This is a genomic window from Halosimplex halobium, assembly GCF_051414055.1.
GTDB lineage: Archaea > Halobacteriota > Halobacteria > Halobacteriales > Haloarculaceae > Halosimplex > Halosimplex halobium.
Genome location: NZ_JBLKNX010000005.1, coordinates 57,559 through 83,846, shown reverse-complemented (window position 1 = coordinate 83,846; position 26,288 = coordinate 57,559). Strand labels below are relative to the sequence as shown.

General features: G+C 70.6%; 25 protein-coding genes. 10 read left to right on the top strand and 15 right to left on the bottom strand.

The window, feature by feature from the left end; all coding sequences use genetic code 11:
• Window positions 1–20: 20 nt before the first annotated feature.
• Window positions 21–491, bottom strand: coding sequence for a PIN domain-containing protein (locus ACMGFG_RS06960; protein WP_436929613.1), 471 nt, complete (start codon window positions 489–491; stop codon window positions 21–23).
• Window positions 488–739 carry a hypothetical protein gene (locus tag ACMGFG_RS06955; RefSeq protein WP_436929612.1) on the bottom strand — a complete coding sequence of 84 codons (252 nt, stop codon included), beginning with the start codon at window positions 737–739 and terminating at the stop codon, window positions 488–490. The genes ACMGFG_RS06960 and ACMGFG_RS06955 overlap by 4 nt, the downstream gene beginning before the upstream one ends.
• A 389-nt stretch (window positions 740–1,128) precedes the next feature.
• Between ACMGFG_RS06955 and ACMGFG_RS06950 the strand changes: the two genes are divergently transcribed.
• The 4 genes from ACMGFG_RS06950 (at window position 1,129) to ACMGFG_RS06935 (ending at window position 5,070) form a co-directional block, all read left to right on the top strand.
• The gene (locus ACMGFG_RS06950; RefSeq protein WP_436929611.1) at window positions 1,129–1,413 is read left to right on the top strand and encodes a hypothetical protein; all 285 of its coding nucleotides are present in this window, start codon (window positions 1,129–1,131) and stop codon (window positions 1,411–1,413) included.
• Between the two features lie 215 nt (window positions 1,414–1,628).
• A complete protein-coding gene (gene rtcA, locus ACMGFG_RS06945) occupies window positions 1,629–2,672 on the top strand; it encodes an RNA 3'-terminal phosphate cyclase (RefSeq protein ID WP_436929610.1) in 1,044 nt (347 codons plus the stop codon).
• Between the two features lie 138 nt (window positions 2,673–2,810).
• Window positions 2,811–4,700, top strand: coding sequence for an ABC transporter ATP-binding protein (locus tag ACMGFG_RS06940; protein ID WP_436929609.1), 1,890 nt, complete (start codon window positions 2,811–2,813; stop codon window positions 4,698–4,700).
• A gap of 220 nt (window positions 4,701–4,920) precedes the next feature.
• Window positions 4,921–5,070 carry a DUF7563 family protein gene (locus ACMGFG_RS06935; RefSeq protein WP_436929608.1) on the top strand — a complete coding sequence of 50 codons (150 nt, stop codon included), beginning with the start codon at window positions 4,921–4,923 and terminating at the stop codon, window positions 5,068–5,070.
• Window positions 5,071–5,126: 56 nt separating this feature from the next.
• On the opposite strand, the gene ACMGFG_RS06930 is transcribed toward ACMGFG_RS06935, so the two are convergent.
• Complete coding sequence (locus ACMGFG_RS06930) at window positions 5,127–6,668, bottom strand: phosphoenolpyruvate carboxykinase (ATP) (protein ID WP_436929607.1); 1,542 nt, start codon at window positions 6,666–6,668, stop codon at window positions 5,127–5,129.
• A gap of 135 nt (window positions 6,669–6,803) precedes the next feature.
• The gene (locus tag ACMGFG_RS06925) at window positions 6,804–7,829 is read right to left on the bottom strand and encodes a deoxyhypusine synthase (RefSeq protein WP_436929606.1); all 1,026 of its coding nucleotides are present in this window, start codon (window positions 7,827–7,829) and stop codon (window positions 6,804–6,806) included.
• Between the two features lie 90 nt (window positions 7,830–7,919).
• Here ACMGFG_RS06925 and ACMGFG_RS06920 point away from each other — a divergent pair, with 90 nt between their 5' ends.
• Both ACMGFG_RS06920 and ACMGFG_RS06915 read left to right on the top strand, forming a co-directional pair.
• Window positions 7,920–9,506, top strand: a complete 1,587-nt coding sequence (locus ACMGFG_RS06920; RefSeq protein ID WP_436929605.1) for a succinic semialdehyde dehydrogenase — start codon at window positions 7,920–7,922, stop codon at window positions 9,504–9,506.
• A gap of 2 nt (window positions 9,507–9,508) precedes the next feature.
• On the top strand, window positions 9,509–10,585 hold the full coding sequence (locus ACMGFG_RS06915; RefSeq protein ID WP_436929604.1) for an SDR family oxidoreductase: 1,077 nt from the start codon (window positions 9,509–9,511) through the stop codon (window positions 10,583–10,585).
• Window positions 10,586–10,698: 113 nt separating this feature from the next.
• On the opposite strand, the gene ACMGFG_RS06910 is transcribed toward ACMGFG_RS06915, so the two are convergent.
• Both ACMGFG_RS06910 and ACMGFG_RS06905 read right to left on the bottom strand, forming a co-directional pair.
• Window positions 10,699–11,274 (bottom strand): SprT-like domain-containing protein, encoded by a 576-nt coding sequence (locus tag ACMGFG_RS06910; RefSeq protein ID WP_436929603.1) that lies wholly within the window; start codon window positions 11,272–11,274, stop codon window positions 10,699–10,701.
• A 95-nt stretch (window positions 11,275–11,369) separates the two neighbouring features.
• The gene (locus tag ACMGFG_RS06905) at window positions 11,370–12,557 is read right to left on the bottom strand and encodes a redox-regulated ATPase YchF (protein WP_436929602.1); all 1,188 of its coding nucleotides are present in this window, start codon (window positions 12,555–12,557) and stop codon (window positions 11,370–11,372) included.
• 195 nt (window positions 12,558–12,752) lie between these two features.
• Here ACMGFG_RS06905 and ACMGFG_RS06900 point away from each other — a divergent pair, with 195 nt between their 5' ends.
• On the top strand, window positions 12,753–13,076 hold the full coding sequence (locus ACMGFG_RS06900; RefSeq protein WP_436929601.1) for a tRNA-binding protein: 324 nt from the start codon (window positions 12,753–12,755) through the stop codon (window positions 13,074–13,076).
• A gap of 41 nt (window positions 13,077–13,117) precedes the next feature.
• Window positions 13,118–15,496, top strand: a complete 2,379-nt coding sequence (locus ACMGFG_RS06895; RefSeq protein ID WP_436929600.1) for a DUF7983 family protein — start codon at window positions 13,118–13,120, stop codon at window positions 15,494–15,496.
• A gap of 23 nt (window positions 15,497–15,519) precedes the next feature.
• Here ACMGFG_RS06895 and ACMGFG_RS06890 read toward each other — a convergent pair whose 3' ends face one another.
• The 9 genes from ACMGFG_RS06890 to ACMGFG_RS06850 form a co-directional block, all read right to left on the bottom strand.
• Entirely contained in the window at window positions 15,520–16,287 is a 768-nt protein-coding gene (locus tag ACMGFG_RS06890; RefSeq protein ID WP_436929599.1) for a Nif3-like dinuclear metal center hexameric protein, read from the bottom strand.
• 122 nt (window positions 16,288–16,409) lie between these two features.
• Window positions 16,410–17,432: a DUF8528 domain-containing protein gene (locus ACMGFG_RS06885; RefSeq protein ID WP_436929598.1), complete on the bottom strand. Its 1,023-nt coding sequence runs from the start codon at window positions 17,430–17,432 to the stop codon at window positions 16,410–16,412.
• Between the two features lie 54 nt (window positions 17,433–17,486).
• Window positions 17,487–18,293, bottom strand: a complete 807-nt coding sequence (gene speB / locus ACMGFG_RS06880) for an agmatinase (protein ID WP_436929597.1) — start codon at window positions 18,291–18,293, stop codon at window positions 17,487–17,489.
• A complete protein-coding gene (locus ACMGFG_RS06875; protein ID WP_135362945.1) occupies window positions 18,293–18,667 on the bottom strand; it encodes a translation initiation factor IF-5A in 375 nt (124 codons plus the stop codon). Before ACMGFG_RS06875 ends, speB begins: the two co-directional genes overlap by 1 nt.
• A gap of 88 nt (window positions 18,668–18,755) precedes the next feature.
• Complete coding sequence (locus ACMGFG_RS06870; protein ID WP_436929596.1) at window positions 18,756–19,829, bottom strand: aminotransferase class I/II-fold pyridoxal phosphate-dependent enzyme; 1,074 nt, start codon at window positions 19,827–19,829, stop codon at window positions 18,756–18,758.
• A gap of 62 nt (window positions 19,830–19,891) precedes the next feature.
• Window positions 19,892–20,281, bottom strand: a complete 390-nt coding sequence (locus tag ACMGFG_RS06865) for a PIN domain-containing protein (protein WP_436929595.1) — start codon at window positions 20,279–20,281, stop codon at window positions 19,892–19,894.
• Window position 20,282: 1 nt separating this feature from the next.
• Window positions 20,283–20,477 (bottom strand): DUF7557 family protein, encoded by a 195-nt coding sequence (locus tag ACMGFG_RS06860; protein WP_436929594.1) that lies wholly within the window; start codon window positions 20,475–20,477, stop codon window positions 20,283–20,285.
• Window positions 20,478–20,548: 71 nt separating this feature from the next.
• Window positions 20,549–22,213: an ABC1 kinase family protein gene (locus ACMGFG_RS06855; RefSeq protein ID WP_436929593.1), complete on the bottom strand. Its 1,665-nt coding sequence runs from the start codon at window positions 22,211–22,213 to the stop codon at window positions 20,549–20,551.
• A gap of 5 nt (window positions 22,214–22,218) precedes the next feature.
• The gene (locus ACMGFG_RS06850) at window positions 22,219–22,572 is read right to left on the bottom strand and encodes an Hsp20/alpha crystallin family protein (RefSeq protein WP_436929592.1); all 354 of its coding nucleotides are present in this window, start codon (window positions 22,570–22,572) and stop codon (window positions 22,219–22,221) included.
• A 141-nt stretch (window positions 22,573–22,713) separates the two neighbouring features.
• On the opposite strand from ACMGFG_RS06850, the gene ACMGFG_RS06845 reads away from it, so the two are divergent.
• Together ACMGFG_RS06845 and ACMGFG_RS06840 are read left to right on the top strand one after the other, a co-directional pair.
• Window positions 22,714–23,955 carry a molybdopterin molybdotransferase MoeA gene (locus tag ACMGFG_RS06845; protein ID WP_436929591.1) on the top strand — a complete coding sequence of 414 codons (1,242 nt, stop codon included), beginning with the start codon at window positions 22,714–22,716 and terminating at the stop codon, window positions 23,953–23,955.
• On the top strand, window positions 23,952–25,916 hold the full coding sequence (locus tag ACMGFG_RS06840; protein WP_436929590.1) for a molybdopterin biosynthesis protein: 1,965 nt from the start codon (window positions 23,952–23,954) through the stop codon (window positions 25,914–25,916). The genes ACMGFG_RS06845 and ACMGFG_RS06840 overlap by 4 nt, the downstream gene beginning before the upstream one ends.
• The last annotated feature ends 372 nt before the right edge of the window (window positions 25,917–26,288 follow it).

Genomic DNA, 26,288 nt, shown 5'->3' with positions numbered 1-26,288 from the left:
TGTAGGTCTCGCTCGTTCCGTTACTGCTCGTCCAGCATCTGGATGCCGCGCTCCACGACCGCCTCAGTCACGAAGAGACTCGTCTCGCGCTGGAGTGCTCGCATACGGGATGGCGCTTCGTCTCTATCGAGCGATCCGCGACCGTAACCGAGCGCGATGACGCCGATAGAACCGCGTACTTCGACGCCCGCGTCGGATGCCGTCTCTCGGGCGGCGAGGTCGTCGGTCAGGAGAACGGCTCCCCGCTCTTCAGCGACCGCAATCGCCGCGCGTTCTCCGGCGTCCAGTTCTTCAGTGCCGACTCGGCTCTCGTCGGCTTTGACGAGTTCGTACGAGAGGTTGTCCAACCCGTCCGGAACGCCACCGGCGTCTACCTCCGTGTAAACCATCTCCGGAACGAGAAGTGTGTCAAAGGTCGCGAGCAGTTCGAGCGAGTCGATTTCGGCGAGATGAATGAGCGGTCCCGCGTCCGAAACCGCTGCGAGCGTCACGCGTTCAGGCCCCAGTCGACGTCTTCCTCGACGACATCACGCTCTCGCTCCGCTCGCTCGACTTTCGTCCGCCCGACGTGCTCGACGGCTTCCTCGCGGTCGAGTTCCCCGTCGAGATACTGGGCGAGCACGAGGTCCTCCCACAGGTCTTCGAGACCGCGTTCGAGCGCCCGCTCGAACACCTCGGACTCCGGAAGACCGCGGGCCTCGGCGATTTCTCGAACCCGGTCGGAGATCTCGGCGGCCATATCGTACGATTGCTCGGCAACGTTCTTAAATCCGTGTCCGCCCGCCCGGCATAGATCTGACCAGGGCCCCTGTCTCCTGTGGCCGCGACTAGATGCCCTTGGAAACGTCGTCTTCCCTCGAAACAGTGGCCTCGGTACTCATAGGGGTCGTCACCGCCGGGTCGTCAGGCCGGCTCGGAACCGCGGGTCGTCATCGGCCGGGCGGACGTAGGCGGCCGTCCGGCAAGTCGGTTTCCACCGCGGACGACGATACGCCAACCGAGCCGTCGGCGAGTAACCTCCGATTTCCGGGCGTAACCCACGGTTGTCACGCCGTCGAACGCGATAACCGCTGGTTTCGTCGGCTACCCGGCGGCTAACTAAGCCCGTGCCGTCGCAAGGGTGCGTGCATGGAAACACAAGGCCAACAGCAGGAAGCGATGCGAGCGGCGGAGGACACAGGAACCGACCCGGCTGTGATCCTCGCGGCGGGGTCGGTCGCCCTGTCGTGGTTCTTCTTCTACGCGAAGGGGGACAAGGAGCAGGGCCTGTTCGTCGGGCTCTGGCCGCCGACGATCCTGGCGTTCGCGAGCTACTTCGAACAGACGAGGATGAGCGACATGGTCGAGCGGGCGACCGGCCGCGACACCCTCGTCGGGCGCGTCGAGCGGATGGTCCAGAGCCGCACGGAGTAGCGACCCCCTGAGCGTCGCCCCCGTATCGACGCCCACACCGGCCCCGTGGTACTGTCAGGCTTCCCGGCGGCCGGTTCCTTTTCGCGGTTCGTCACCGGCGAGCGGCGGGACTCGCCGGAGCGGAGCCACGCCGGCCGCCTCCGCCGTCGCCGCGGTCTGTGACACCACGCCACCCCACCGGGAGAGCTAAACCGGGAGCGGAGCTATCCCCGGCCATGCTGGAGGTGGACGGGAGCGACGGGGGCGGCCAGTTGGTCCGGAGCGCGCTGACGCTGTCGATGCTCGACGGGGTCGCCGTCGAGATCGACGACGTGCGCGGCGACCGATCGGAACCCGGGCTGAAGGCCCAGCACCTCGCCGCGGTCGAGACGGCCGCGGCGGTGGCGGACGCCGAGGTCGAGGGCGCCGAACTGGGTTCGGAGACGGTCACCTTCGAACCGGGGCCGGTCTCGGGCGGCCGCTACGAAGCCGACATCGGGACCGCCGGGAGCGTGACGCTGCTGTTCGACACACTGTTGCCGCTGGCGACGGCGATCGACGAGCCGCTGTCGGTCACGGCGACCGGCGGGACCGACGTGACGTGGTCGCCGCCGATGGCCTACTACCGCGCCGTCAAGCTCCCCCTGCTCCGTCAGTTCGGGCTCGCGGCCGCCGTCGAACTCGACCGCACGGGCTTCTACCCGGCGGGCGGCGGCCGCGCGACGCTGCACCTCTGGCCGTCGGAACTGTCGCCGCTGGACCTCGATTCGCCGCTGGAACCGACCGCCGCCCGGGTCTACTCGAAGGCCGCGGCGGACCTGGCCGACGCCGAGGTGGCCGACCGCCAGGCCGACGCCGCGACCGACGCCCTCGCCGACCTCGGGGTCGAACCCGTCGAACACCGGACCGCCTCCGTCGCCAGCGACAGCCCCGGCTCGGTCCTGGTCGTCCGACTGGACGGCGCTCCCGTCGCGGACGGGACCGAGGGGAGACGACGGCCGCTGGCCGGCTTCGACGCCTACGGCGCGCCGGACAAGCGGTCCGAGGCGGTCGCCGCCGAAGTGACCGACCAGGTCCGGCGCTTCCGCGGGCGCGGCGCCGCCGTGGACCCCCACATGGCCGACCAGTTGCTCGTCTTCCTGGCGCTCGCGGGCGGCCGCGTCGCGGTCCCGGGCGTCTCCGACCACGTCGCCACCAGCCGCGAACTGCTGGCGGCGTTCGACCGGCGGGTCGCCGTCCACCGGTCCGGCCCGGCGCCCGTGCTCGTCGCTGATCGGTAGCTGACACGTTTCGAAACGGGGGGACAGGCGGACGGAACGACGGTGAACGGTCCCGGAACGGCTCTCCGGTATCTGACCTGTCGAGCTTCCGTGATGAAAACCCTTTTGCGCGTCTATCGACAGGGGCGACACGACCGAATGTCCGAGGGCACCACCGTCGCAGTCGCCGACCGGGTCGACGAGGTAGAGGCGCCGCTCCGGCGCGTATTCAGGGAGTACGGCCTGCCGCGGATCCACTGGTTCGCCGTCGCGGTGGCGATGAACCTGGTGGCGCGCCTCTCCAGCCTCGTCCCGCCGCTGGTGCTCGGGACGGCCATCGACGCCATCTTCAGCGGGACGAACGCCTACTCGCTGCCGCTCGTGCCCGGCGGCTGGCTCCCGACCGAACCGAGGGCGCAGTTCTGGTTCTCGGTGTACCTGATCGTCGGCGCGTTCGTCGTCACCGCGGTCACGACGTGGGCGCAGGCGATCACGAGCGACATCTTCGCCCACCGCTCGCTGCACGCCGTCCGCGTCGACACCTTCCGGAAGATGCAGGAGCTCGACATGGCCTTCTTCGACGAGCAACAGACCGGCGAGGCCATGTCCATCCTCAACCAGGACGCGACCAACCTCGAACGCTACCTCGACCAGGCGCTGAAGAACGGCTTCCGCCTGGTCATCATGGTCGTCGCCATCGGCGCCCTGCTGCTCTCGATGAACTGGCAGCTCGCCCTCGTCACCCTCGTCGGCGTGCCGCTGATGACCCTCTTCACGGTCTGGTTCAGCCGCCGCGTCGCGCCGCGGTACGACGCCGTCCGCTCCAGCGTCGGCGACCTGAACACCCGCCTGGAGAACTCCATCGGCGGGATGCAACTCGTCAAGACCTCCAACACCGAGGAGTTCGAGACCGACCGCGTCGAGGAGGCCTCCTGGAACTTCTACACGACGAACATGGACGTGCTGAAACTCGCCTTCCTCTACCGGCCGGGGATGCGCCTGCTCGCCGGCCTCTCGTTCGTCGCCACGTTCGTCGTCGGCGGCCTCTGGCTGTTCTCGGGGCCGCCGCTCTTTTTCTCCGGCGACCTCACCGTCGGCGACTTCGTCGTCTTCATCTTCCTCACCCAGCGGTTCATCGACCCGCTCGCCCAGATCTCGAACATCATCGACTGGTTCGAGAACGCCCGCGCCTCCGGCAAGCGCATCTTCGGCCTCATGGACACGCCCGTCCGCATCGAGGACTCGCCCGACGCCGTCGAACTGGAGTCGGTGCGCGGCGAGGTCGCCTACGACGACGTGACCTTCAGCTACGACGGCGAGGAGACCGTCCTCCGGGACGTGAGCTTCGAGGCCGACGCCGGCGACACGGTCGCGTTCGTCGGCCCCACGGGCGCCGGCAAGTCGACGGCGGTCAAGCTTCTGATGCGCCTCTACGACGTGGACGAGGGCGCCATCAGCGTCGACGGCCACGACATCCGCGACGTGACCGTCGGGAGCCTCCGGGAGTCCATCGGCTACGTCAGCCAGGAGACGTACCTCTTCGACGGGACCGTCGCCGAGAACATTCGCTACGGCGAGTTCGACGCGTCCCGCGACGAGATCGTCGAGGCGGCGAAGGCCGCGGAGGCCCACGAGTTCATCACGGACCTCGCGGACGGCTACGACACGCAGGTCGGCGAGCGCGGCGCCCGCCTCTCGGGCGGCCAGCGCCAGCGGATCTCCATCGCCCGCACCGTCCTCCAGGACCCCGACATCCTGATCCTCGACGAGGCGACCTCCGCCGTCGACACCGAGACCGAGGTCCTCATCCAGCGTTCGCTCGACCGGCTGGCCGCCGACCGTACGACCTTCGTCATCGCTCACCGCCTCTCGACGGTGACTGACGCCGAGACGATCCTCGTGCTGGAGGAGGGGCGGGTCGTCGAGCGAGGCACCCACCAGGAACTGCTGGGGGCAGACGGCCTCTACGCCAACCTCTGGGCGGTCCAGGCCGGCGAGATCGACGACCTCCCCGACGAGTTCGTCGACCGCGCCCGCGGCGACGCCTGACCCGTCGCTGCGACCGAGGGTCGTCGGGCGCTACGGCTCCGACTGACAGGACCCTGTCACGGGTATCGGCGAGGAGCACTCAAGTAGCGAGCGGCTTCGACAGGCCGTCCGAGCGCGAATTCGACCGCAATTCGGGGGAATTTGGGTCCCAGGTCGGAAAACCGTCTTGTAGGGATCGCGACCTGTCTCCGCGTGGACGCCAGTCCGGGAATCTCGACCGATGCCAGCCTGCGCACACTGCGGTACGCACGTCTCGGAACAGTTCGCACGCGTCTTCGCCGACGAGGACGGCGAGGTCCACGCCTGTCCGACCTGCTCGGCCAACAGCGGGATCGCGGAAGTCTCCAGGGAACGAGCGGGGGAGGCCTGACCGGCGGTCGAAGCGGCCCGATCCCACCGTCCGGTCAGTAGGCCGGCTCTGATACGTCAGTACACGGCCGCCCGGATCTCCTCGTCGAGGTCGTCGAACTCGGCGAGGTAGTCGCGGCGCTCCTCGCGGAGGTCGGCGATGTGTTCGTCGGCGTCGTCGAGGGCATCGCCCACGTCGAACCGGCTCACGTCGAGCCCCGGGACGGCGTCGGGGACGGTCAGCCCCGTCGTCGAGTCGTCGGCCCACTCGATGCGGCCGCGGCTGACCTCCCTGAGGAGCGTCACCGTGTCGTCGACGCCGATGTCGCGGTCGCCGACGGTCCCGGTGTTGAGCAGGTACGCGTCGACGTCGAGGTCGGCGACGAGGTCGCGGAAGCGGTTGCCCTCCTCGCCCTCGGAGCCGATGATGAAGGGGTTGGTCCCGACGACGCGGATGGCCTCGCCTGCGCTCGACGGGTCGCCGGCGCTGGTCTGGACGGACTCGCCGAGCATGAACGCGGCGGCGGCCTCCTCCGGCGAGAGCTTCGCCAGCGGCGGCATCGCCGGGTTCCGCGTGATGAAGAACACCTGGTCGACCGACTCGAGGTCGATCTCCTCGTCGGCCGAGGGGAGGTGTTCGCGCCGGACGACGGCGCGGGCGTTGGCGGTGTGGGCGTCGCTGTCGAAGTCGACCGTCCCGTCCTCGTCGACGTCGACGTTCTCCAGGACGGCCGACTCGTGGGTCGCGGCCTCGTAGAGCGCCGGCTGCTCCTCGCGGTCGAGGCCGATGGTCTTGATGAACAGGCCCTCGCCCTCGCTGCCGGCGACGGTGCCGTCCGGGCGCAGCGCGCACACGTCGTCCTGCAGCATCGTCGCGTCCTCGGGCTCGTCCAGCCCGAGGCCGTGGGCGGTCAGCGTCGACTTGCCGGTGCCCGAGAGCCCGAGGAAGACCTGGCCGACCGTCTCAAGGTCCGCCTCCTCGTCAGTCTCGGCGTCCCCGGTCTCGCCGTCGCCGGGTTCGAGGCGGACGCGCTTGGTCCCGGCGTGGAGGCCGAGCCCGCCCTGGCGCTTGGCGTCGAACATAAAGAGTCGCAGGAACGACTTCTTGGCCTCGCCGGTGTAGTCGGTGCCGCGGACGGCGGTGAACCCCTCCTCGGGGAGCACGCGGATGGCCACCTCGTCGGCGTCGGGCACCTGGACGGTCGTGAAGTCCGGGTCGGCGCCGTCGGGCGCGGGTTCGAAGAGGTTGGCCCAGGTCAGCGCGATGCGGCTGAACTCCTTCGGGACGTAGTAGCGACAGACGTAGGTGTTGTCGGGATGGCGGCCGAGCTTGCGGTCCAGACAGACCATCTCGCGGTCGCCGGCGGCCTCGACGACCCGCTCGACGTGTTCGTAGTCGGCGGGACCGAACTCGGTATCGAGCGCGTTCTCCGTCCGGTCGGCGTTGCGCGACCGGTGCTCGCTCGTGTACGACGGGGAGCCGTACTCCGTCGTCGTCTCCCCCTCGCGCGCGAACTCGCGCAGCGTCGCCAGCGAGGGGTCGTAGGCGACGTTGTCCGCTGTCCGGGGGTCCGCGAGCGCCGCGGTCGGCGACTCTATCGCCGTCCCGTGTTGTGACATCGTACCCGATCGATCACATCCGTCCGTGATAAAGGTGTCATATTCACCGTTCGTTTGCTAATCACCGTCATAGAATAAATTATTAAATACCGAGTAAATCGTTTCCCGGTTCGCAATTCTTTCCTGGGCCACCGCTCAGTCGTCGGACTCGACCCGTTCGCGGGCGGCGGCGACGACGAGCGGGAGGGTGATCGTCGCGTCGGCGTAGACGGAGGCGTTACGGGCCGCCTTCTCCAGTTTCCCCCACGAGCGCGCCTCGTCGAGCGTCGCGCCGGACAGGCCCCCCGTCTCGGGGGAGTCCATCGTCAGCTGGACGGCGTAGTCGTAGGCGTCGGGCGCCACCAGCATCGTCTGGAGCGTGTAGTTCTTCGGGACGCCGCCGCCGACGACCATCGCGCCGGCCTTCTCGGCGTCGAACGCCTGGTCGGTAATGGTCGTCATGTCGGCCAGCGCGTCCAGCGTGAACTCGCTCGTCTGGGAGTACATCCACGCCTGCAGGCCCAGCACGGAGTCCTGTACGGCGGGGCAGTAGATCGGTACGTCGTTCTCGTAGGCCGCTGCGGCGACGCCCGGGCCCTCCTCGACGCCCTCGGCCTCGTTGACCTCGGCGTTGGCCCGGCCCAGTTCCTCGGTGAACCGCTGGATGCTGACCGCCCCTTCCTCCTCGCACTCGGCTTCGAGCGGCGGAAAGACCTCGTCGCGGAGGTGGTTCTCGAACAGCGCGAAGTGCTCCTGGGGGAGGTAGACATTATAAATGCGGTCGACGCCCTCGTCGCGGAGGCGCTCGTCGTGCTCGCGCTCGGTCTTGCCCTCGGCGTGGACCTGCCCGTGGTGGTGTTTGCCGCCGATGGCCTCGATGGCGTCGTGGGTGAGGTTCGCGCCGGTCGTGACCAAGGCGTCGATGTGGCCGTCGCGGACGAGGTCGGCGACGATGCGGCGCATCCCGGTCGGGACCATCGCGCCGGCGAGGCCGAAGAAGTTGGTCACCTCGTCGTCGCCGAGCATCTCGGCGTACACGTCGACGGCCTCGTGGAGCGCGCTCGCGCCGATGCCGGCGTCGCCGTACTCGTCGGCGAGTTCGCCGACGGTCATGCCCGCCCGCGCCTCCGCGTGACCGATCGGGTCGTGCTCGAACGTCTCTCGGGGCGTCTCGTCGGTCATCGCTCGTCCGTCGGCCGCCCGCGCGCTTCAAGCCCGCGATCCGGAGTGGTCGCGGGAAACACCGAAATGGGTGGCTTCCTTGCTACCGGCATGGACGCGAGGGGCGACGCGGTCCTGCCTGAGTCGCGCGAGCGCCGCCTGCGGGCGGGCGTCACGACGGTCGGCGACCGGGACGTGCTCGACGTTCGGACGCCGATCACCGGCGAAGTGATCGGTGCGGTCCCGTCCTGCACCGCCGAGGACGTGGCGGCGGCCGTCGACCGCGTGAGAGCGGCCCAGGCTGACTGGGCGGCCAGACCTGTCGCCGAGCGCGCGGAAGTCCTCCGGCGGGTCGCAGACACAGTGACCGCGAACCGTTCGGAGTTGCTCGATATCGTGCAGGTCGAGACGGGGAAGGCGCGGTTCGACGCGCTGGAAGAGGTCCTCGACGTCGTCGCCACGGCCGACTACTACGCCCGCGAGGGGCCCGGCCACCTCGAGTCGGGCGAGCGGACGGGCGCGATCCCGGGGCTCACGCGCGCAGTCGAACACGTCGAGCCGGTGGGCGTCGTCGGCTGTATCGCGCCGTGGAACTACCCGCTCACGCTCGCGGTCTCGGATCTCCTGCCCGCGCTGCTGGCCGGCAACGGCGCCGTCCTCAAGCCCGCGGAGGCGACGCCGTTCTCGGCGCTCGCGGCGGTCGAACTGCTCGAATCCGCGGGCATCCCGGAGGGACTTCTCCAGGTGGTCACCGGCGACGGCGAGCGGCTGGGCGAACCGCTGATCGCGCGGGTCGACCACCTCCGGTTCACCGGCAGCACCGAGGTCGGTCGAGAAGTGGCGGCGCTGGCCGGGGAGCACCTGATCGACGCCTCACTCGAACTCGGCGGCAAGAACCCCGCCGTCGTCCTCGACGACGCCGACCTGTCGAAGGCGGTCCGCGGGCTGGTCAACGGCTGTTACGCCAACGCCGGTCAGCTCTGCATCGCGACCGAGCGCGTCTACGTCGACCGCTCGCTGTTCGACGAGTTCCGCGAGCGGTTCGTCGCCGCGACCGAGCGACAGTCCCTCGGCGTCGGCCTCGGCTGGGGACCGGACGTGGGCTCGCTGATCGGCGGGGACCAGCTCGACACCGTGGAGTCCCACGTCGCGGACGCCCGCGAGCGCGGCGCGACCGTCGAGACCGGCGGCGAGCACCGGGAGGACGTGGGGCCGTGGGTCTACGAGCCGACGGTGCTGACCGGCCTCCCGGACGACGCCACGGCGGCGAACCGGGAGACGTTCGGGCCGGTCGTCTCGCTCGTCCCGGTCGACGGCGTCGACGAGGCGGTCGAACGTGCCAACGACACCGACTACGGCCTCCACGCGAGCGTCTGGACCGGCGACCCCGCCCGCGGCGAACGGGTCGCCCGCCGGGTCGAGGCCGGGACGGTCTCGGTCAACGACGGCTACCGGGCGATGTGGGCCTCGACGGACGCGCCGATGGGCGGCGTCGGCGACTCCGGCGTCGGCCGCCGCCACGGCCGCGAGGGGATCCGCGACTACACCGACTCGCGGACGGTCGTCACCCAGCGCGGCCACCCGCTCGCCTTTCCCGACGCCGTGCCCGACCGACTCGCGGCCGCCGCCACGACCGCGTCGCTCCGCCCGCTGCGCTGGCTGCGGAACCGCTCGCTCCCCGGCCCGTGGGGGGAGTGACCGTGCGACTGCTGACCGGCTTCCCCGGGTTCCTCGGCTCCGCGCTCGTCGAGCGGCTGCTCGAACGGAGCGACGAACCCGTCGCCTGTCTCGTGCAGGCGCAGTACCGCGAGGCGGCCGCCCGGCGAGCCGCCGCCCTGACCGACGCCGCCGGCGTCCCGCGCGACCGGGTCCGCCTGGTCGAGGGCGACATCACCGACCCCGAACTCGCGGTCGACGACTACGAGCGACTCTGCCGCGAGGCGCGGGTCGTCTACCACCTCGCCGCGGTCTACGACCTCGGGGTCGCCCGCCCGCTCGCCGAGCGGGTGAACGTCGACGGGACGCGCCACGTCCTGGACTTCGCGGCCAGGGCCGACGCCGACCGGTTCCACCACGTCAGCACCTGCTACGTCAGCGGTCGCTACGACGGGACCTTCTCCCACCGGGATCTGGTGGTCGGTCAGTCCTTTCACAACCACTACGAGGCCACCAAGTTCGCGGCCGAGCGGCTGGTCCGCGAACGGATGGCCGACGGGCTGCCCGCCACCGTCTACCGCCCGGCCATCGCAGTGGGCGACAGCCGGACCGGGGAGACACAGAAGTTCGACGGTCCGTACTACCTGCTGAAGCTGGTCCTCCGGCAGTGGCCCGTCGCAGTCGTGCCCGTGCCCCTCCGGCCGTCGGCGACGCGGCTGAACGTCGTCCCCCGGGACTTCGTGGTCGACGCGATGGCCGCGATCTCCGCGCGCGAGGATTCGGTGGACGAGACCTACCAGCTCTGCAACCCTCACCCGCCGACGATACGGGAACTCGTCCGGACGCTCGCCCGGGCGGCCGGGCGGCGCGCAGTTCTCGCGCGCGGGACGACGAAACTCGCCCGACTCGCGACCGAGCGGGTCCCCGGCGTCGCCGACGGGCTCGGGATCGAACCCGCGGCGCTCCCGTATCTCTCCCAGCCGACGACCTACACCGACGAGAACACGCGCCGGGCGCTCGCCGAGACCGACGTGCGCTGTCCGCTCTTCTCCTCGTACGCCGACCGGCTGGTCGCGTACGCTCGCGAGCACCTCGACGAGGGCGCGGGCGCGATGGCCTGATACGGATTATTGCAAGCGTTTACCGGTTCGACCGCACGCAGTCGTGCGGTCGATCCCGGAATGACTTGCAATAATCCGTATGACCGGACCGGCGCGGTCGACCGCCTGCCGGCCTACTCGACCGCGAGCGCCGCGTCGCAACACGACGAGCGGTACTCCTCGGCCCGGCGGACGAGTTTGCACTCGCGGTAGCGTCGGGCGACCAGCGCGTCACACGCTTCGCACCGCACCACGTACTTCGGGTCGGAGAACGTCTCGCAGTGGACCTCCGTGTCGAGTTCCCGGGCCCGTTGCTTGAACGCCCGCCCGTGGCCCGTCGTGCCGCAGCGCTGGTACTGTTCGAGGTGGACGAGTTCGTGCCGCAGCGTCGACTCCCACTCAGCGCGGTCGAAGGCCTCGAAGGCGTCCCACGTCAGCGACAGCGTCACTGGAAAGGGGCGGCCGTCGGCGACGCGCCCGCCCGCGGCCTCCGCGCTGTCCCAGTCGATGGGTGTCCCGACTTCCGCCGCGGGGATCTTCGGGCGCTTGAGCGCGGCGGCGCGCCGTTTCGCCCGGGTCGACACCACCCACTCGACGAGGTCGAAGCGTACGTCGACCAGCCACTCCCGACGAACGTCCCTGCAGTACTCCCGGGACCACGCCACGAGGGCGTCGTGAGTCTCGATGTCGTCGTACGACGGCGCCGTCACGATAGGGGTGAGAATGACGCGCGGTCTCTTGAATCGATCGCTCGCGGGGGCGAAGAACGGTGTGGCGCCGCGGTGGGTCGGAGCGGCGAGTTCGCTCAGTTCGTCGTCGTGATCTCGACCACGTCGCGGTGGTCGAGTTCCGTGTCGGCACCGACTTGCCGGCCCGACCGCACGTCGGTCGCGTGGAGGAACCCCTCGCCGATGTCGGTGTGCAGGAAGTAGGCGAAGTCCTCGGCGGTCGAGCCGTCCGGGAGGACGAAACAGTCCTGGAGGAAGGTGCCGTCGTCCTGGGGATTCTCCGCGCCCGGGAAGACGGCGATGGCGTCGAGCACGTCGAAGAGGGCGGTTTCGAGGGCCCGCTGGGCGCCCGTCCCCTCGTACTCGGTCACGAACTCGCGGATCTGTTCGAGCCCGGCTTCCTGCTCGTCGCTCGGGTCGCCGACGATCTCGAAGTCGGCGTCGCCCGGGCGGTAGTCGACGACGCCCTGCTCGTCGGCCGACTTCAGCGCCTTCTCGGCGTGGGCGGAGACGGGGACGAACGTCAGGTGGTCGTAGTCGGAGTCGCTGGTGATCTCGTCGTAGTTGGCCTGGGCCGCGGGCTTGTCCATCTTGTTCGCGGCGACGACCATCGGCTTCGTCCGCAGGCGGATCTCCCGGGCCAGTGCTTCCCGGTCGGTCTCGTCCCACTCGTCGGGGTCCAGGTCGAGCCCGCGCGAGAGGATGACCTGCTTCATCTCGTCCTCGTTGATGCCGAAGGCGTCCATCTGGTCGGCGAGGTCGGTCTCGATGTCCCGCTCTTCGCCCTGATAGCCCGAGCTGTAGCGTTCGATCCCCTTCTCCAGGATGTCGAGGTACCACATGTCCAGTTCCTCCTCGAGGAAGTCGATGTCCTCGCGGGGGTCGTGGTCCTCGGTGGCCTCGCCCTCGATGTCGGTCTCGCCGGAGAAGTCGACGACGTGGACCAGCACGTCCGTCTCGTTGAGGTCCGAGAGGAACTGGTTGCCCAGCCCGCGACCCTCGTGGGCGCCCGGGACGAGGCCGGCCACGTCGACGAGTTTCGTCGGAACGAACCGGACGCCGTCGTCGCAGTAGCCCGTGTTCGGCGTACAGGTGTGGTCGAACTCCGGGGCGGCGCAGTCGACGCGGACGTACGCCTCGCCGACGCTCGGGTCGATGGTGGTGAACGGATACGCGCCCTCCGGCACGTCGTTCATCGTCGCGGCGTTGAACAGCGTCGACTTGCCCACCGAGGGCTTGCCGACGAGTCCGATGCGGTAACTCATTGCCACCTGTACCCGATCGTCCGGCTAAAGCGTTTCCGATCGAATACGTCGGATCGGTGGTCTCAGTCCCTCTCCGTCCCCGTGTGAGGGGGTAACAATATAACCATCGGATGTGAGACAGTGGCAACCGGGGAACTGACGGGACGGCCGCGGGTCGGAGAAACCGTTAACTCGGTCTCGGGCGAGCGACGCGACATGGCCGAGAGTCTCTTCGACGTGACGATCCGGGTGGCGGAGGTCGAGCGCGCCGAACCGTTCCCGGAGGCGAACAAGCCCGAGATGGTCAAGCTCCGGCTCGACTTCGGCGACGAGACGCGCCAGTCGGCGGCCCAGCTGGGTTACCACCACGAGGCTGCGGACCTGGAGGGGCGGCAGGTGCTGGCGGCGACGGACCTCGGGTCGGTCCGCATCGCGGGGTTCGAGTCCGAGGCGCTGACCGTCGGGGTTCCCGGCGACGACGGCAACCCCGTGCTGGTCACGCCCGAGGAGTCGGTACCGCTGGGCGGCGAGCTGTACTGAGGATCAACTTTTTGTACCGGTCCGGGGGTATCCGAGCACACATGGCGAAGCAACCGGAGTTGCGACGGGCCGCCGACGGGGACCTCCGGGTGGCGGCGTCGTTCCCGAGCGGCCGGTACACGTTCTCGCTCCGCCCGGAGGCCGGGGACCTGCTGACGGGGCTCGGGTACGGTCCCGGCGACGCCGTCCCCTGGTTCCTGTTCAAAGCGCTCGCGGTCGTCGGCGACGTGTGGCTGCCGAACACGGCCGACGACATCGCCGACGACCTCGCCGCGCCGGACTCGATCACCAGGATGGACGACGCGGAGGCCGCGGCCGCCGCCGACCACCTCAGGGACTGCCGGGTCGGGTCCGAGCGCCGCGAGCGGCTGGCGGACGTGGTCGCGTCGTCGGCCCTGCGCGGCCACCTCTCGGTCGACGAACTGCCCTCGACCGAGAAGTTCGTCGCCGAAACCGCCTCGCTGGTCACGGAGGCCGACGGGCGCGACGCGGAGAGCGGCGAGGGCGTGGAACGCGAGGACGCGGGTCCCGACAATGTAGAGCACGAGGGCGGGGAGCCGGAGGATGGGGAACGCGAGGGAGCGGAACCCGTGCCGACGGATACCGAAACGGTGCGGTCCGCAGCCGTCGACCCGGCCTCGGACGCCTCGCTGTTGCACGTCGGGAAGGCGACGCTCGGCCGGGAGAACATGGGTCGGTCGGCCCGGACGGCCGACTATCTCGACGCGTTCGCACAGGCGATAGCCCTCGCGATCGAGCGCGGCGTCGACGCCGTCGTCCAGACGGGGCGGCTGTTCCAGAGCGGTTCGCCCGACCGCGAGACGGTCTCGGACCTGCAGACCGAGCTCGCGCGGCTCGACGAGGCGGGGATCCCCTTCTACCTGGTCCCCGGCCCGAAAGAACTCGAAGTCCGGTCCACCGTGCTCCGGAGCCTGGCGACCAGCGGCCTGCTCACGCCGGTCGAGGGCGAGGCAGTCGCGGTCGGTGACGGCGTCACGCTGGTCGGCGTCGATGCGGACTCCGACCCCGTCGAGTCCGTCCGGGAGATGGACGACCCGACCGACGACGGGACGCTGCTGGTCGCGTGTGGCGACCTCGATGTCGCGCACGTCCGCGAGGACGCCGTCGAGGAACTCGCCGACGCCCTCCCGGAGCGACCGGCGGCGGTCCTCGCCGGCAAGCGGACCGACCCGGCCCGGGCGGAGCGGGCGGGCGTTCGACTCTCCGACCCGGGGAGCACCGAGCACGTCCTCTCGAAGTCGACGGTCGGCGAGGAGCCGCCCGCCCGCGGTGTCGACGAGTACGCGATAACGGGCGGGGCGCTGTCGGTGACGCGCCACGAACTGGAGGCCCGACCGTTCAGCACCTTCGAGTTCGAGGTCACCGGGTCGACGACGCTGGACTCGATCGAGGAGCGGATCGCGGGGCGCGACCTGGAAAACCGGGCCGTACTGGCGGTGTTAGAGGGGTCCGGTCCCGGTACCGACCAGCCGTCCAGGGAGGCCGTCCAGTCGCTGCTCGCGGACCGCGCGTTCTGCGCGCGCGTCTACGACGACCGGTCGGACTCCGGCGAGAGCGACGAGGACCGCGAACGACCCGACGGAGCCGAGGAACTCGACGCCGACAGCGCCGAGCGCCTCCTCCGGGACCTCGCGGACACCGTCACGGAGCTGGAGGCGATGGAGTCGGCGGACGTTTCGGGGCTGGAGACGGCGGCGCTCGCGGACAGTTACGCCGTCCTCTCGAAGGCGAAGTCGGAGATCGAGGAGCTGCGGACCGCCGCCCGGGACGAACTGACCTCGCGGGTCGAGCCCGACGAGACGGTCGCTGGTTCGGTCGGGTCGGTCACCGGGGCGAAGCGCCGGCGCCGGTCGCTGCGGGACGACGAGACCGTCGCGGCGGCGCTCCGCGAGCACGGCGTCCCGGTCGAGCGCGTCACGAGCGAGACCGTCGATACGGAGAAGGTCCAGACGGTGCTCGACGAGCGGGACACCGTCGCCGAGGACGAACTCTTCGAGGTCACCGAGAGCGAGTACGTCCGGCGGCGGGACCTGGACCTGGCGGGCGGCGTCGAACTCGGGCCGACGGACGAACCCGGATCGGCGGAGGCGGACGAGGAGTCCGAGAGCGACGAGACGGACGGCGAGCGAGGGACATCGGAGAGCCGGCCCGGTCGGGAGTCGCAGAAGGTGTATCTGGGCGACGGCGCACCGATCGACGGCTGGACGCCGGTCGAGCGCTCCGTGGTCGAGGGGGAGATCGTCCCGCTCGTGCGGGCACACGACGGCGCGAACGACGACGAGGCGATCGCCGTCAACTTCGGCAGCGGCGTCTCGGTCAGCGGCTGGAACCAGGTCGACGCGCGGGTCGTGAGAGAGAAGATCGTGCCGCTGGTGGCGGACCACCGCGTCCCCGAGTAGGGCGCCGGGGGGGCCGAACCGACTCAGAGGCCGGTCGGGTGGTCGACGTAGGTCGTCTCCAGGCCCCAGTCGTCGGCCAGGCCCTGCAGCCGCTGGACGCCGAACGTCTCGGTGGCGTAGTGGCCGCCGAGAAAGACGTTCACGCCGGCGTCGCGGGCCTGGTGGTACACCTTCCCTTTGCCCTCTCCCGTGACGAACGCGTCGACGCCGGCGTCGACGGCTTCTTCCAGCCAGTCGGCGCCGCCGCCGGTGACGACGGCCACGTCCTCGATCTCCGCCGGACCGAAATCGAAGTACTGGACGCCCTCGCCGCCGGTGTCCAGTTCGGATTCGAGCAACGTCGCCAGTTCGTCGGGCGAGAACGGGTCGGCGGCCCGGCCGCGCTGGCCGATGGTGACGGGGCCGACCTCGCCGAACGGCTCGCGGGCTTCGAGGTCGAGCAGGTCCGCGACGCCGGCGCCGTTGCCGAGTTCGTCGTGGCCGTCGAGCGGCAGGTGCATCGCGTACAGCGCCAGGTCGCCCTCGATCAGCGGGGCGATCCGGTCGTAGTCGAGGCCGGTGACGCGGTCGATACCGCCCCAGGAGACCCCGTGGTGGACGACCAGCAGGTCCGCTCCCCGGTCGAGTGCAGTGTCGATGGTCGCGCCCGCAGCGTCGACGGCGAAGGCGACCGTCTCCACGTCGGCCTCGTCGGGGCCGACCTGCAGGCCGTTGGCGCTGGCGTCCACGTCGGCGTAGTCGCCGGGCGAGAGCCGCTCGTCGTAGCGCTCGCGGATCGTCGAGAGGTCCATGCTTCCCCGTTCGAGGGAGGTGTCCCTATTCGTTGCGGCTTCCGAACGGACCTCGAGGCGGCCGGCGTGAGAAGCGGGGCGACCAGCGGTCGGGGAAGATTGTCGGGAAGGGTGGTCGGCTATCAGGCGTCGCCGCCGTAGAGCTGGCCGTCCTCCTCGCGCAGGAGGCCGTGTTCGACCGCGAGATCGATCACCTTCTCGCAGTCGCTCTGAGACACCTGGTAGGCGTTGGCCGCGACGACGACGAACTCCTCCTTGTCGACCGGGAACTCCCGGTTCTCCAGCAGCCGCATCACCTTCGTGTTCTCCAGCCGGGTCATCGAGACGCGGTGGTCGCCGTCCGAGTCCGAGGTGTCGCCACCGGACGGACCGCCGCTCGACTGGTCGCTGCTCGACTGGCCGCCGGATCCGTCGTCGGGACTCGACCCGGCAGACGACTTCTCGGAACTGGACGTGCCGGATCCGCTCTCGGCGGACTCGTCGGCCGACCCGCCGGCCAGCGGGTCGCTCGACTCGCCGTCCGCGGCGGTCGAACGGCCGGAGCCCGCGTCGTCACCGTCGTCGGAGAACGCACCACCCGTGAGCGACTCCGAGTCGCCCTCGTCCTCGTCGTCACCGTCGTCGAACGCGCCGCCGGTGAGCGAGCCCGACTCGACCGTGTCGTCGTCTTCCTTGCGGAAGCCCGCGCCGCGCGACCGGGTGTACTTGCGGGCCTTCGACGGGTCGTCGCCGTCGTCCGGGCCCCCGTCGTCGTCCGCCCCGTCGGCCTCGCGGTCGTCGCCGAACTCCATGTCCGACGCCTCCGCGGCCTCCTCGGCCGTCGACTCGTCGTCGCCCAGCGGCGTCAGGATCTCCTCGTCGTCGCCGAGCGTCGATTCGAGGTCGTCCCCCGTGCCCTCCCCCGACGCGCTGTCCGCGCTCGCGGCGTCGCCACCGGGTCCGGTGCCGGCGGTCGCGTCGCCGTCCTCGACCGCGCCGACGACGGTGTCGAGTACGGCGTCGAGCTTCCGCGAGCAGGTGCGACAGAGGACGGCCGTCGTCTGGGCCTCGGCCCCCGGGTCGAGCGATTCGGGGACGACGGGATGCTCTTCGAGCGTGGCGTCCGGGGCGGCGCCACAGAAGTAACAGGACGAGAGTCGGTCCATGCCACCACCCTGTATCTCGGCCGACGTAAAACAGTCGGTGCGACCCCCCGCGACCTATCGGTCGGCGGCGTGGCTGTAGACGAACGCTCGCAGCAGTTTCGCGGCCAGTACCGCCGCCTGCCCGTCGTCGCGGTCGTTGACCTCGACCACGTCGAACCCCTCCGCGAACGGTGCCACCTCGCGGACGACTCGCCGCCCCTCCCGGGGTTCGATGCCGAACGGCTCCTTCGTCCCCGTACCCGGGGCGTACGCGGGATCGAAGGCGTCGATATCGACGCTGAGGTACACCGAGTCGTCGGCGTCGAAGTCGGGTTCCCAGTCGGGCACGTCCGCGGGCGCGACGGCGCGTACGTCCCCCTCGCTCGCCCGGTCCCACTCGGCTTCGCTGCCGGTGCGGGCACCGAGGATCACGGCCCGGTCGGCCACGGCCAGCGCGTGGCGGGTCACCGTCGCGTGGCTGAGCGGGTCGCCCGCGTACGACTCCCGCAGGTCGAGGTGGGCGTCGAGGCAGACGAACACGTCGGGCTCGACCGCTCGGACGCCGGCGACGGTCACGGTGTGCTCGCCGCCGACCAGTATCGGGACCGCGCCCGCTTCGCGGAAGTCCGCGCAGGTCCCCCGGAGGAAGGTGAGATACTCCCCGGTGTCGGCGGTGGGGCCCACGTCGCCGTGGTCGTGGACTGCAAGCTTCGAGAAGTGCCGGTCGGTGTAGTGGTCGTAGTCGTCGAAGGCTTCGGCGTAGCGGCGGACGCGGTCGGGGCCGAAGCGGGCGCCGGGCTCGAAGGAGGTGGAGGCGTCGAGCGGCGCGCCCACGAGGGCGTAGTCGGCCTCGGCCCGGGGGGCGTCCGCGCCGGGGAACATCAGACGATCTTGCGCTGCTCTTCCATCTCGAGGTACTCGATGTCGTCGTCGGGCGACAGGTCGACGCCGTCGGGGAGCGCGATGGTGAACGTGTCGTAGGTCTCCAGGTCCATGACCTGCGCCTCGTCGCCGGAGGTCGAGACGACCTGGCCCTGCTTGCGGTTGATGATCGGGACGCGGATCTTCGCGTCGACCGGCTGGGAGAGGTTCCGCTTCTTGCCGTCGAAGACGCCCTCGGCCTCGACGCGGGCCTTCGCACTGCCGTGTTTGCCGGGCTTCGCAGTACTGTAGGAGTTGATCTTGCAGGCCACGTCGTCGATCATGACGTAGCTGCCCTCGTCCAGATCGCGGACCTCAACCTGCTTCGTTGCCATACCGCGGCGTAAACGAGCGACCGGTATAAACGGTTTGGAACGCCTCGGCCCCGGAATCGCGGTCTCCGACACCCTTCCGAGGACCGCTCTAGCGCCCTCCGCGACCGATCACCGTCGCCATCCGGTCGAGGCCCTCGTGGAGCGTCGCCCGCTCGGCGCCGAACCCGACGCGGACGTACCCGGGCCGGTCGAACGTCTCGCCGGGGACGACCACCACGCCCTCGTCGACGAGCGCCCGGCAGAACGCCTCGCCCGAGTCGAACCCGCCCGGGACGGTCAGAAAGCCCGTCGCGCCCGCCGGGCGGTGCCAGTCGAGGCCGTGCTCGGCCGCGAACTCGTCGAGCAGGTCGCGGTTCCGGCGGACGTGCTCGCGGTTCTCCGCCAGGAGGTCGGCCTCCCGGTCGAGCGCCTGCCGGGCGACGTGCTGGCCGAACGCCGACGGCGAGATGGTGGTGTAGTCCTTCCACCCCCAGGCGTCGGAGACGACCGCCTCGGGGCCGGCCAGCCAGCCGAACCGCAGGCCCGGCAGTCCCCACCCCTTCGAGAGCCCGCAGGTGCTGATCCCGTGGGGCCCCATGCTCGCGACCGGGTCGACCCGTTCGTCGGGCGCGGCGAGCGGGCGGTACACCTCGTCGGAGAGGAGGTACGCGTCGGCGGCCGCCGCCAGGTCGTAGAGCGCCTCGACGGTCCCCTGCGGGTGGATCTTGCCAGTGGGGTTGTTCGGGTTGTTGAGCACGATCAGCTCGGTGTCCGGCCGGACCGCGTCGGCGACCGCCTCGGGGTCGAGCGTCCACTCGGGGGCGTCGAGTTCCACCCGCGTCACGTCGGCGACGGCCGCGGGCAGCGAGTACAGCGACTGGTAGGTCGGCGTCACGCAGACGGCGTGGCTCTCGCGGTCCAGCGCCGCGAGGACGGCCAGCAGGTTCGCCTCCTGGGTGCCGCAGGTGAACAGCAGTTCGTCGGCCCCGCGGTCGTAGCGGTCGGCGACCCGCTCGCGCAGGGCTGGGTCGCCGTTCGTCGGGACGACGTACCCCAGGGACCCGGGATCGGTGTCGAACCGATCCGCTTCGAGCGGTCGGACCCCGCTGTCGCCGAGGTTGACCGCCGCGCCGTGTTCGTGGTCGGCCAGCCAGCGTTCGAGCGCGAACGGCTCGATGTCCATACCGATCCCGCGGTCGCTCGGCAGTTAAGCGACGGGAAACCTCTGTCGCGCGCGGAAACCTCCTATCCGTCTAAGTTCGTCACCGTCAGCGAATCCTCGACGAGTTCGGTCTCGAAATCGGAATCGGCGACGACCAGTTCCGCCCCCGTCGACCGGGCCGTCGCGGCTATCAACAGGTCCCGCACGGCCATCTCATCGCCGTTCGCCCGCAGTTCGTTCTGGATCCGCGACGCCTCCATCGCGACCGTCTCCGTGAGGTCGATCGAGCGCACGCCGCCGATGGACTGGCGCGCGACGTGCGCTGAGACACCGTCCCGCCACATGGCTCCGTTGACGAACTCGTAGACGCAGATCGTCGACGTGAACCACGGCCGGCGACCTTCGAGATACGAGAGCGCGGCCTCCCGTTCGCGCTTGTACGCGAGGATCGCGGACGTGTCTAGAAACAGCATCTCAGAAGCTCTCGCGGCTTCGCTCGATGTTCCGTTCGATCTCGTCGAGCGCCTCGTCGGACAGGTCGCCCGTCCGGATCGGCTCGTCTTCCGACGAGATCCGTCTGAGGAACTCGTCCCAGGTCTCGTCGTCCCGCTTCAGTTCGTCGAGCCGCTCCTTCGTCGATTCGTCCACCGGGATCGATGTGCGCGACATACGAATTCATTTTGAATTCGAGAGTGAATATCTTTCGGCGCTCGCGGGAACGTCGGATCCGCCCCGCCCGTTTACCGCCGCTCGCGGTCCCGTTCGCGCATACTCTGTCGGGTGAACTGCGGCTGGGCGCGGATCCCCTTGCGGTCGCGGAAGGAGAGATACAGGAGCACGCCGACGATCACAGTGAACCCGACCGCGACGGCGGCGGCGGCGAACTGCTCGAAGGCGACGAGGACGGCCGACGAGAAGACGGCGCTGGCCAGCACCATCCCGTAGATGAGTCGCTTCGCGACCCGGTCCAGGAGGCTCTGGGAGTCGCGGATGTCGACCTCGACCTGCAGGTCCTCGTTGATGGCCTGGTCGAGCGCCTCCTCCAGTTTCGGCGGTGTGCGGACGGCCGACTTGGTGGCCTCCTGGACCTCGTCGACGCGGTCCTCGACGTACTCGCGGGCGGTGTCGGCGAGAAAGCCCTGCTCGCGCAGGTAGTTCGTCGCCACGTCGATGAAGTCGAAGTCCGGGTCCAGCGTCACGCAGACCCCTTCGACGACCGTCGCCACGCGGAGCACCAGCGCGAGGTTGGCGGGCAGGCGGAAGGGGAAGTCGTAGATGGTGTCCTCGACCTGCTGGACGATCTGCTGGACGCGGTACTGCTCGATGTCCTCGCCGCGGGCGTCCGCGATGGCGAGTTCGAGCACGTCGGCCATCACCTTGCGGTCGGCCTCGGGACTCAGGGTCCCCATCTCGACGAGCGTGTCGAGGATGGCCTGGATGTCCTGGTCGGCGACGGCGACGTAGAAGTCGACGATCTTGTCCTGGATGAACGGGTCGACGTAGCCGCTCATCCCGAAGTCGTAGAACACCAGCGTGCCGTCGTCCTGCACCGCGAGGTTGCCCGGGTGCGGATCCGCGTGGAAGACGCCGTCCTCGATGATCATCTGGAGGTACGCCTCCTGGAGCGTCTCGGCCAGTTCGGTCCGGTCGAGGCGACGGTCGTCCAGCTCCTCGATGTCGGTGATCTTCGTCCCCGGGACGTACTCCATGGTGAGCACCCGCTCGGTCGAGCGGGACTCGTCGACCGCCGGGATGCGGATCCGCTGGTCGTCGGCGAAGTTGCCCTTGATCTCGGTGAGCATCTCCGCCTCCCGTTTGTAGTCCATTTCCTCGCGGATCGTCTTGTCGAACTCGTCGGCGAGCGTCTGCAGCGAAAAGGAACGGGACTCGTCGACGAAGTACATCAGGACCGGTAGCGACCAGCGGATCACACGCAGGTCGGACTCGACGAGGTCCTCGACGCCCGGCCGGCGCACCTTCACGGCCACCTCGCCGTTCTCCGTGGTCGCGTAGTAGACCTGGCCGAGGCTGGCCCCGCTGATGGCCTCGGTGTCGAACTCCTCGAACGCCTCGTCGACCGGCCCGACTTCCTCTTCCAGCACCTCGCGAGCGCGCTCCCAGTCCGCGGGCGGGACGCGGTCCTGCAACTCCTCCAGCTCCTCGATGTACTCCGGCGGGAGGATGTCCGGCCGGGTCGAGAGCAGCTGCCCGAGCTTGATGAACGTCGGCCCGAGCGTCAGCAGCGTGTCGAGCAGCACCCGCGCCCGCTCGCGCTGGGTCTCCGGCGAGACCGACCGGCTCCGGCCGAAGAAGACGAAGCGGTTGCGGTCCCGCGTGTAGGCGACCAGAAGCGGCAGGAACTGCCACGTGACGACGACGAACCGCCAGTAGGCGCGTGGGTTCACGTGAGTCAGCTGTCGATCGGGATCTGCGTCTCCGGCGCGGCCTCGGCTTTCGGCAACTCGAGTTCGAGGACGCCCCGGTCGACGGTCCCCGAGGCGCCGGCGCCGGTCACGCCCGGCGGGAGCGGCAGCTCCACGTCGAGGAACAGCGACCGCTCCTCCTCGACGTAGTCGAAGTCGGCGGGGGCGTCCTTCTCGCGGCGCGCCTCGATGCGCAGGCGGCTGCCCTCGACCGCCGCGTCGACCGTCGCCTCGGTCGCGCCCGGCAGGTCGATCACCAGCAGGTACGCGTCGTCGCTCTCCAGCACGTCCGCGAACACCGCGTCGGGCAGGTCCCGGAGCGCATCACGCAACGTTGACATGAGCGTGGCTTAGGATGCGACGGCGTTAAACCCCGCGGTCGCACCCGCCCGAGGCCGCCGGGACGGCGACCCCGGCCGCGACGCTCGACGGTCGAACGGCGACGCCCGACCCCTTATTGGCCGGGCGCCGAAACCCCGGGTATGGACGAACGACGCCGGTCGACGGCGGAGGGGGTCGGGCTCGCGGCGGCGCGCGAGCGACTGGCCGACCACCTCGCCCCGGTCGACCGGACCGAGACGCTGCCGGTCAGCACCGCCGTCGGTCGCACGCTCGCCGCGCCCGTGGTCGCCCGCCGTCCGGTCCCTGGCTTCGACCAGGCCGCCCGCGACGGGTTCGCCGTCCGGGCGGCCGACACCGAGGGGGCGACCGAGCGCGACCCCGCCACGCTCGCTGTGGGGAGCGAACCCGACGCGGGCACGGCCGTCCGCGTCGACGCCGGGCGGCCGCTCCCGGAGGGCGCCGACGCGGTCGTCGGGCTGGGCGCGCTGGCGACCGCGGGGACGGGAGCGGATCTGGAGACCGTCGACGGTGCCGACCTGTCGGTCACAGATCCGGTCGAACCCGGCGAGGGCGTCCGCTCGACGGGTGCGGATGTGGCGGTCGAGGAGGAAGTTCTGGCCGCGGGCGACCGGATCGGGCCCTCCGATCCCGGGTTGTGTACCGCGGTCGGTCGGACTCGCGTCGAGGTCCGCCAGCGACCGACGGTCGGGATCGTCCCGGTCGGCGGTGGCCTGGTCGGCGGTGATCCGGGGCCCGGGGAAGTCGTCGAGACCGACGGGACGACCGTCGCCGAGTTCGTCGAGCGAGCAGGCGGGAAGGTCGTCCTGCGGGACCCGGTCGAACCGGACCCCCACGCGCTCCGGCCGGCCGTCGAGCGCGATCTGACGAAGGACCTGCTCGTGACCGTCGGCGGAACCGGGCGCGGGGAATCCGACCGGATCGTCGACGCCATCGCCGACCTGGGCGACGTACTGGCAGACGGCGTCGCGCTCGACCCCGCGGGGACGACCGCGCTGAGCGTCGTTCGCGAGCGGCCGGTCGTGTCGATCCCCGGCGACCCCGTGGCCGCGTTCGTCGCGACGACGCGAGTCGTGGTTCCGGCGGCGGCGCGGCTGGCCGACCGCGAAGCGCCCGAACCCCGGACCGTCGCGGCCGAACTGGGCGAGCCGGTCGAGAGCGAGTCCGGAGTCGAATCGATCGTTCCGGTTGAACTCGACGACGGCGAAGGTGAGGAAGGCGCGACTCCGACCGCGTCTCCGGTTGCGGACGAGCCGCTGTCGACGCTCGCGCGGGCGGACGGGTGGGTCGCCGTCGGCGCCGACCGCGAGCGCGCGGCCGCGGGCGAAACGGTTTCCGTCGAGCGCTGGGAGGCGACCGTATGAGCGACCGCAAGGAGTTCCGCGACCTCGCCGACCCGGAGCGCGCCCGCGAGGTCGTCGCCTCGCTGGATCTGTCGGCGGGGACCGAGCGAGTGCCCCTCGAAGACGCCCGTGGGCGGGTTCTCGCCGAGCGGGTTGACGCCGGGCTGGACGTGCCGGGGTTCGACCGCGCCGCGATGGATGGCTACGCCGTGCGGGCGTCCGACACCTACGGGGCCGACTCCGACCCGGAAGTCCTCCCGGTCGTCGGGAGCGTCCACGCCGGCGAGTCCCCCGACGTGACCCTCGACGCGGGCGAGGCCGCCGAGATATCGACGGGCGCCGTCATGCCCGAGGGCGCCGACGCCGTCGTGATCGTCGAGCGGACCGAGGAAGTCGAGGCGGGCGAAACGGCCGGCAGTCCCCCGGATCCCGAGGCCGACCGCCGCGTCCGCGTCGAGACGGCGGTCACACCGGGCGAGAACGTCATGCTCGCCGGCGCGGACATCGCCGCCGGCGAGCGGGCGCTCGGTCCCGGGACGGAGCTCACCCCCCGCGAGGTCGGCCTGCTGTCGGCGCTGGGCGTCGACGAGGTGCCGGTGCGGGCGACGCCGCGGGTCGCCATCGTCTCGACCGGGGACGAACTCGTCCGGCCGGGCGGCGACCTGGACCACCGCGCCGGCCAGATCTACGACGTGAACAGCTACGCCGTGGCGACCGCCGTCGAGGAGGCCGGCGGCGAGCCCGTGGTCTACCCCCACGTCGGCGACGACATGGACGCCATGGAGGAGACGCTCGTCGAGGCGGCCGCCGACTGCGACCTCGTGCTCACCTCGGGGTCGACCAGCGCCAGCGCCGTCGACGTGGTCTACCGCGTCATCGAGGACCGCGGCGACCTCCTGTTGCACGGCGTCGCGATCAAACCGGGCAAGCCGATGCTGGTCGGTCGGATCGGCGGCGAGTCCGGCGAGGGCGGCGAGTCCGGCGCCGCCTACGTCGGCCTGCCGGGCTACCCCGTGTCGGCGCTGACCATCTTCCGGACGTTCGTCGCGCCGGCGATCCGGTCGTCCGTGGGACTGCCGGAGCCCCGGACCGCCCGCGTCGACGGCGAGATGGCCGTCGGCGAGCGCACCGAGGAGGGCCGGCGCCGACTGCTGGCCGTCGGGCTGGTCGAGGACGCCGACGGCCGGACGCTAGTCTACCCGGTCGACAAGGGCAGCGGCGCGACGACGACGCTCACCGCGGCCGACGGCGTGGTCGACGTACCCGCCGACACGAACGCGCTGTCGGCCGGTGACGCGGTGAGCGTCGACCTGTTCTCGCCGGACGTGCGCCCGCCGACGCTGCTGGGTGTCGGCGAGGACGACCCCGCGCTCTCGCGGCTGCTCGACCGCCTCGACCGGCCGCGGTACCTCGCTCGCGGCTCCCGCGGCGGGCTGCGGGAGTTGCGCGACGGGCTCGCCGACGTGGCCGTCGTCGCCGGGCCGTTCGACGCCGACGAGGAGGGCGTCGCGGACGCGGCGGTACTCGGCGGCTGGTCCCGCGAGTGGGGGCTGGTGGTCCCCGATGGGAATTCCGAGGAAGTGTCGGGACTCGCGGACCTGGTCGACCGCGACCTGTCGTTCGTGAACCGTGGAACCGAGTCGGGGCTGCGGACGAGTCTCTCGAACGCGCTCGCGGACCTGGCCGACGAGCGCGGCGTCGACCGGCGGGCAGTGACCGACGCGATCTCGGGGTTCGGCCTCGCCGCCCGTGCCTTCGAGAGCCCCGCCCGGTCGGTCGCCGCCGGGGACGCCGGCGCGGGGCTGGGGCTGCGTGCGACCGCCGAGAAGCTGGATCTGGGGTTCGTACCCGTGGGTTCGCAGTCGGTTCGGGTGCTGGCCAACCCCGAGCGGCTGGAGAAAGCGAGCGTTCGGGAGTTAGACGAGCTGTTGGGCGACGTGGAGCCGGTACTGGACGACCTCACCGGCTTCGAGAGCGAGTGAGGGTCGTCCCGGGATTCGGTTCCGCCGTTTGGAACGTAGTCGGTGACGGGGGATGAGGGTCCTGGACGCGCTCACCGGCAGTAACTGCAACCACACTCGACGGCAAGTGGTGAAAGCCCTCGGCGCGCTCGCTCTCTGGAGTCAGTACCGCGGGAGATGGCAGGCGCTGAAAGCCCTCGGCGCGCTCGCGGTCGCTGAGCGACATATCCTCGCGGCCTGCGGCCGCTCCGGATAGGGGTCGCTCAGACGACTACACGAACGCGAGCGCGCCTCGCCCTTTCAGTCCGCCAGGGAACTCCCGTCACGGTCGTCTCAAAATGGCGGTTGACCGGCCAGGCGTGAGCCTCACGCCTCCCCAGCCTCTTGCGATGC

Coding starts and splice junctions, on each gene's coding strand:
- ACMGFG_RS06955 (WP_436929612.1), bottom strand. CDS start 739: ATGGCCGCCGAGATCTCCGACCGGGTTCGAGAAATCGCCGAGGCCCGC.
- ACMGFG_RS06950 (WP_436929611.1), top strand. CDS start 1,129: ATGGAAACACAAGGCCAACAGCAGGAAGCGATGCGAGCGGCGGAGGAC.
- rtcA (WP_436929610.1), top strand. CDS start 1,629: ATGCTGGAGGTGGACGGGAGCGACGGGGGCGGCCAGTTGGTCCGGAGC.
- ACMGFG_RS06940 (WP_436929609.1), top strand. CDS start 2,811: ATGTCCGAGGGCACCACCGTCGCAGTCGCCGACCGGGTCGACGAGGTA.
- ACMGFG_RS06935 (WP_436929608.1), top strand. CDS start 4,921: ATGCCAGCCTGCGCACACTGCGGTACGCACGTCTCGGAACAGTTCGCA.
- ACMGFG_RS06930 (WP_436929607.1), bottom strand. CDS start 6,668: ATGTCACAACACGGGACGGCGATAGAGTCGCCGACCGCGGCGCTCGCG.
- ACMGFG_RS06925 (WP_436929606.1), bottom strand. CDS start 7,829: ATGACCGACGAGACGCCCCGAGAGACGTTCGAGCACGACCCGATCGGT.
- ACMGFG_RS06920 (WP_436929605.1), top strand. CDS start 7,920: ATGGACGCGAGGGGCGACGCGGTCCTGCCTGAGTCGCGCGAGCGCCGC.
- ACMGFG_RS06905 (WP_436929602.1), bottom strand. CDS start 12,557: ATGAGTTACCGCATCGGACTCGTCGGCAAGCCCTCGGTGGGCAAGTCG.
- ACMGFG_RS06900 (WP_436929601.1), top strand. CDS start 12,753: ATGGCCGAGAGTCTCTTCGACGTGACGATCCGGGTGGCGGAGGTCGAG.
- ACMGFG_RS06895 (WP_436929600.1), top strand. CDS start 13,118: ATGGCGAAGCAACCGGAGTTGCGACGGGCCGCCGACGGGGACCTCCGG.
- ACMGFG_RS06890 (WP_436929599.1), bottom strand. CDS start 16,287: ATGGACCTCTCGACGATCCGCGAGCGCTACGACGAGCGGCTCTCGCCC.
- ACMGFG_RS06885 (WP_436929598.1), bottom strand. CDS start 17,432: ATGGACCGACTCTCGTCCTGTTACTTCTGTGGCGCCGCCCCGGACGCC.
- speB (WP_436929597.1), bottom strand. CDS start 18,293: ATGTTCCCCGGCGCGGACGCCCCCCGGGCCGAGGCCGACTACGCCCTC.
- ACMGFG_RS06875 (WP_135362945.1), bottom strand. CDS start 18,667: ATGGCAACGAAGCAGGTTGAGGTCCGCGATCTGGACGAGGGCAGCTAC.
- ACMGFG_RS06870 (WP_436929596.1), bottom strand. CDS start 19,829: ATGGACATCGAGCCGTTCGCGCTCGAACGCTGGCTGGCCGACCACGAA.
- ACMGFG_RS06865 (WP_436929595.1), bottom strand. CDS start 20,281: ATGCTGTTTCTAGACACGTCCGCGATCCTCGCGTACAAGCGCGAACGG.
- ACMGFG_RS06860 (WP_436929594.1), bottom strand. CDS start 20,477: ATGTCGCGCACATCGATCCCGGTGGACGAATCGACGAAGGAGCGGCTC.
- ACMGFG_RS06850 (WP_436929592.1), bottom strand. CDS start 22,572: ATGTCAACGTTGCGTGATGCGCTCCGGGACCTGCCCGACGCGGTGTTC.
- ACMGFG_RS06845 (WP_436929591.1), top strand. CDS start 22,714: ATGGACGAACGACGCCGGTCGACGGCGGAGGGGGTCGGGCTCGCGGCG.
- ACMGFG_RS06840 (WP_436929590.1), top strand. CDS start 23,952: ATGAGCGACCGCAAGGAGTTCCGCGACCTCGCCGACCCGGAGCGCGCC.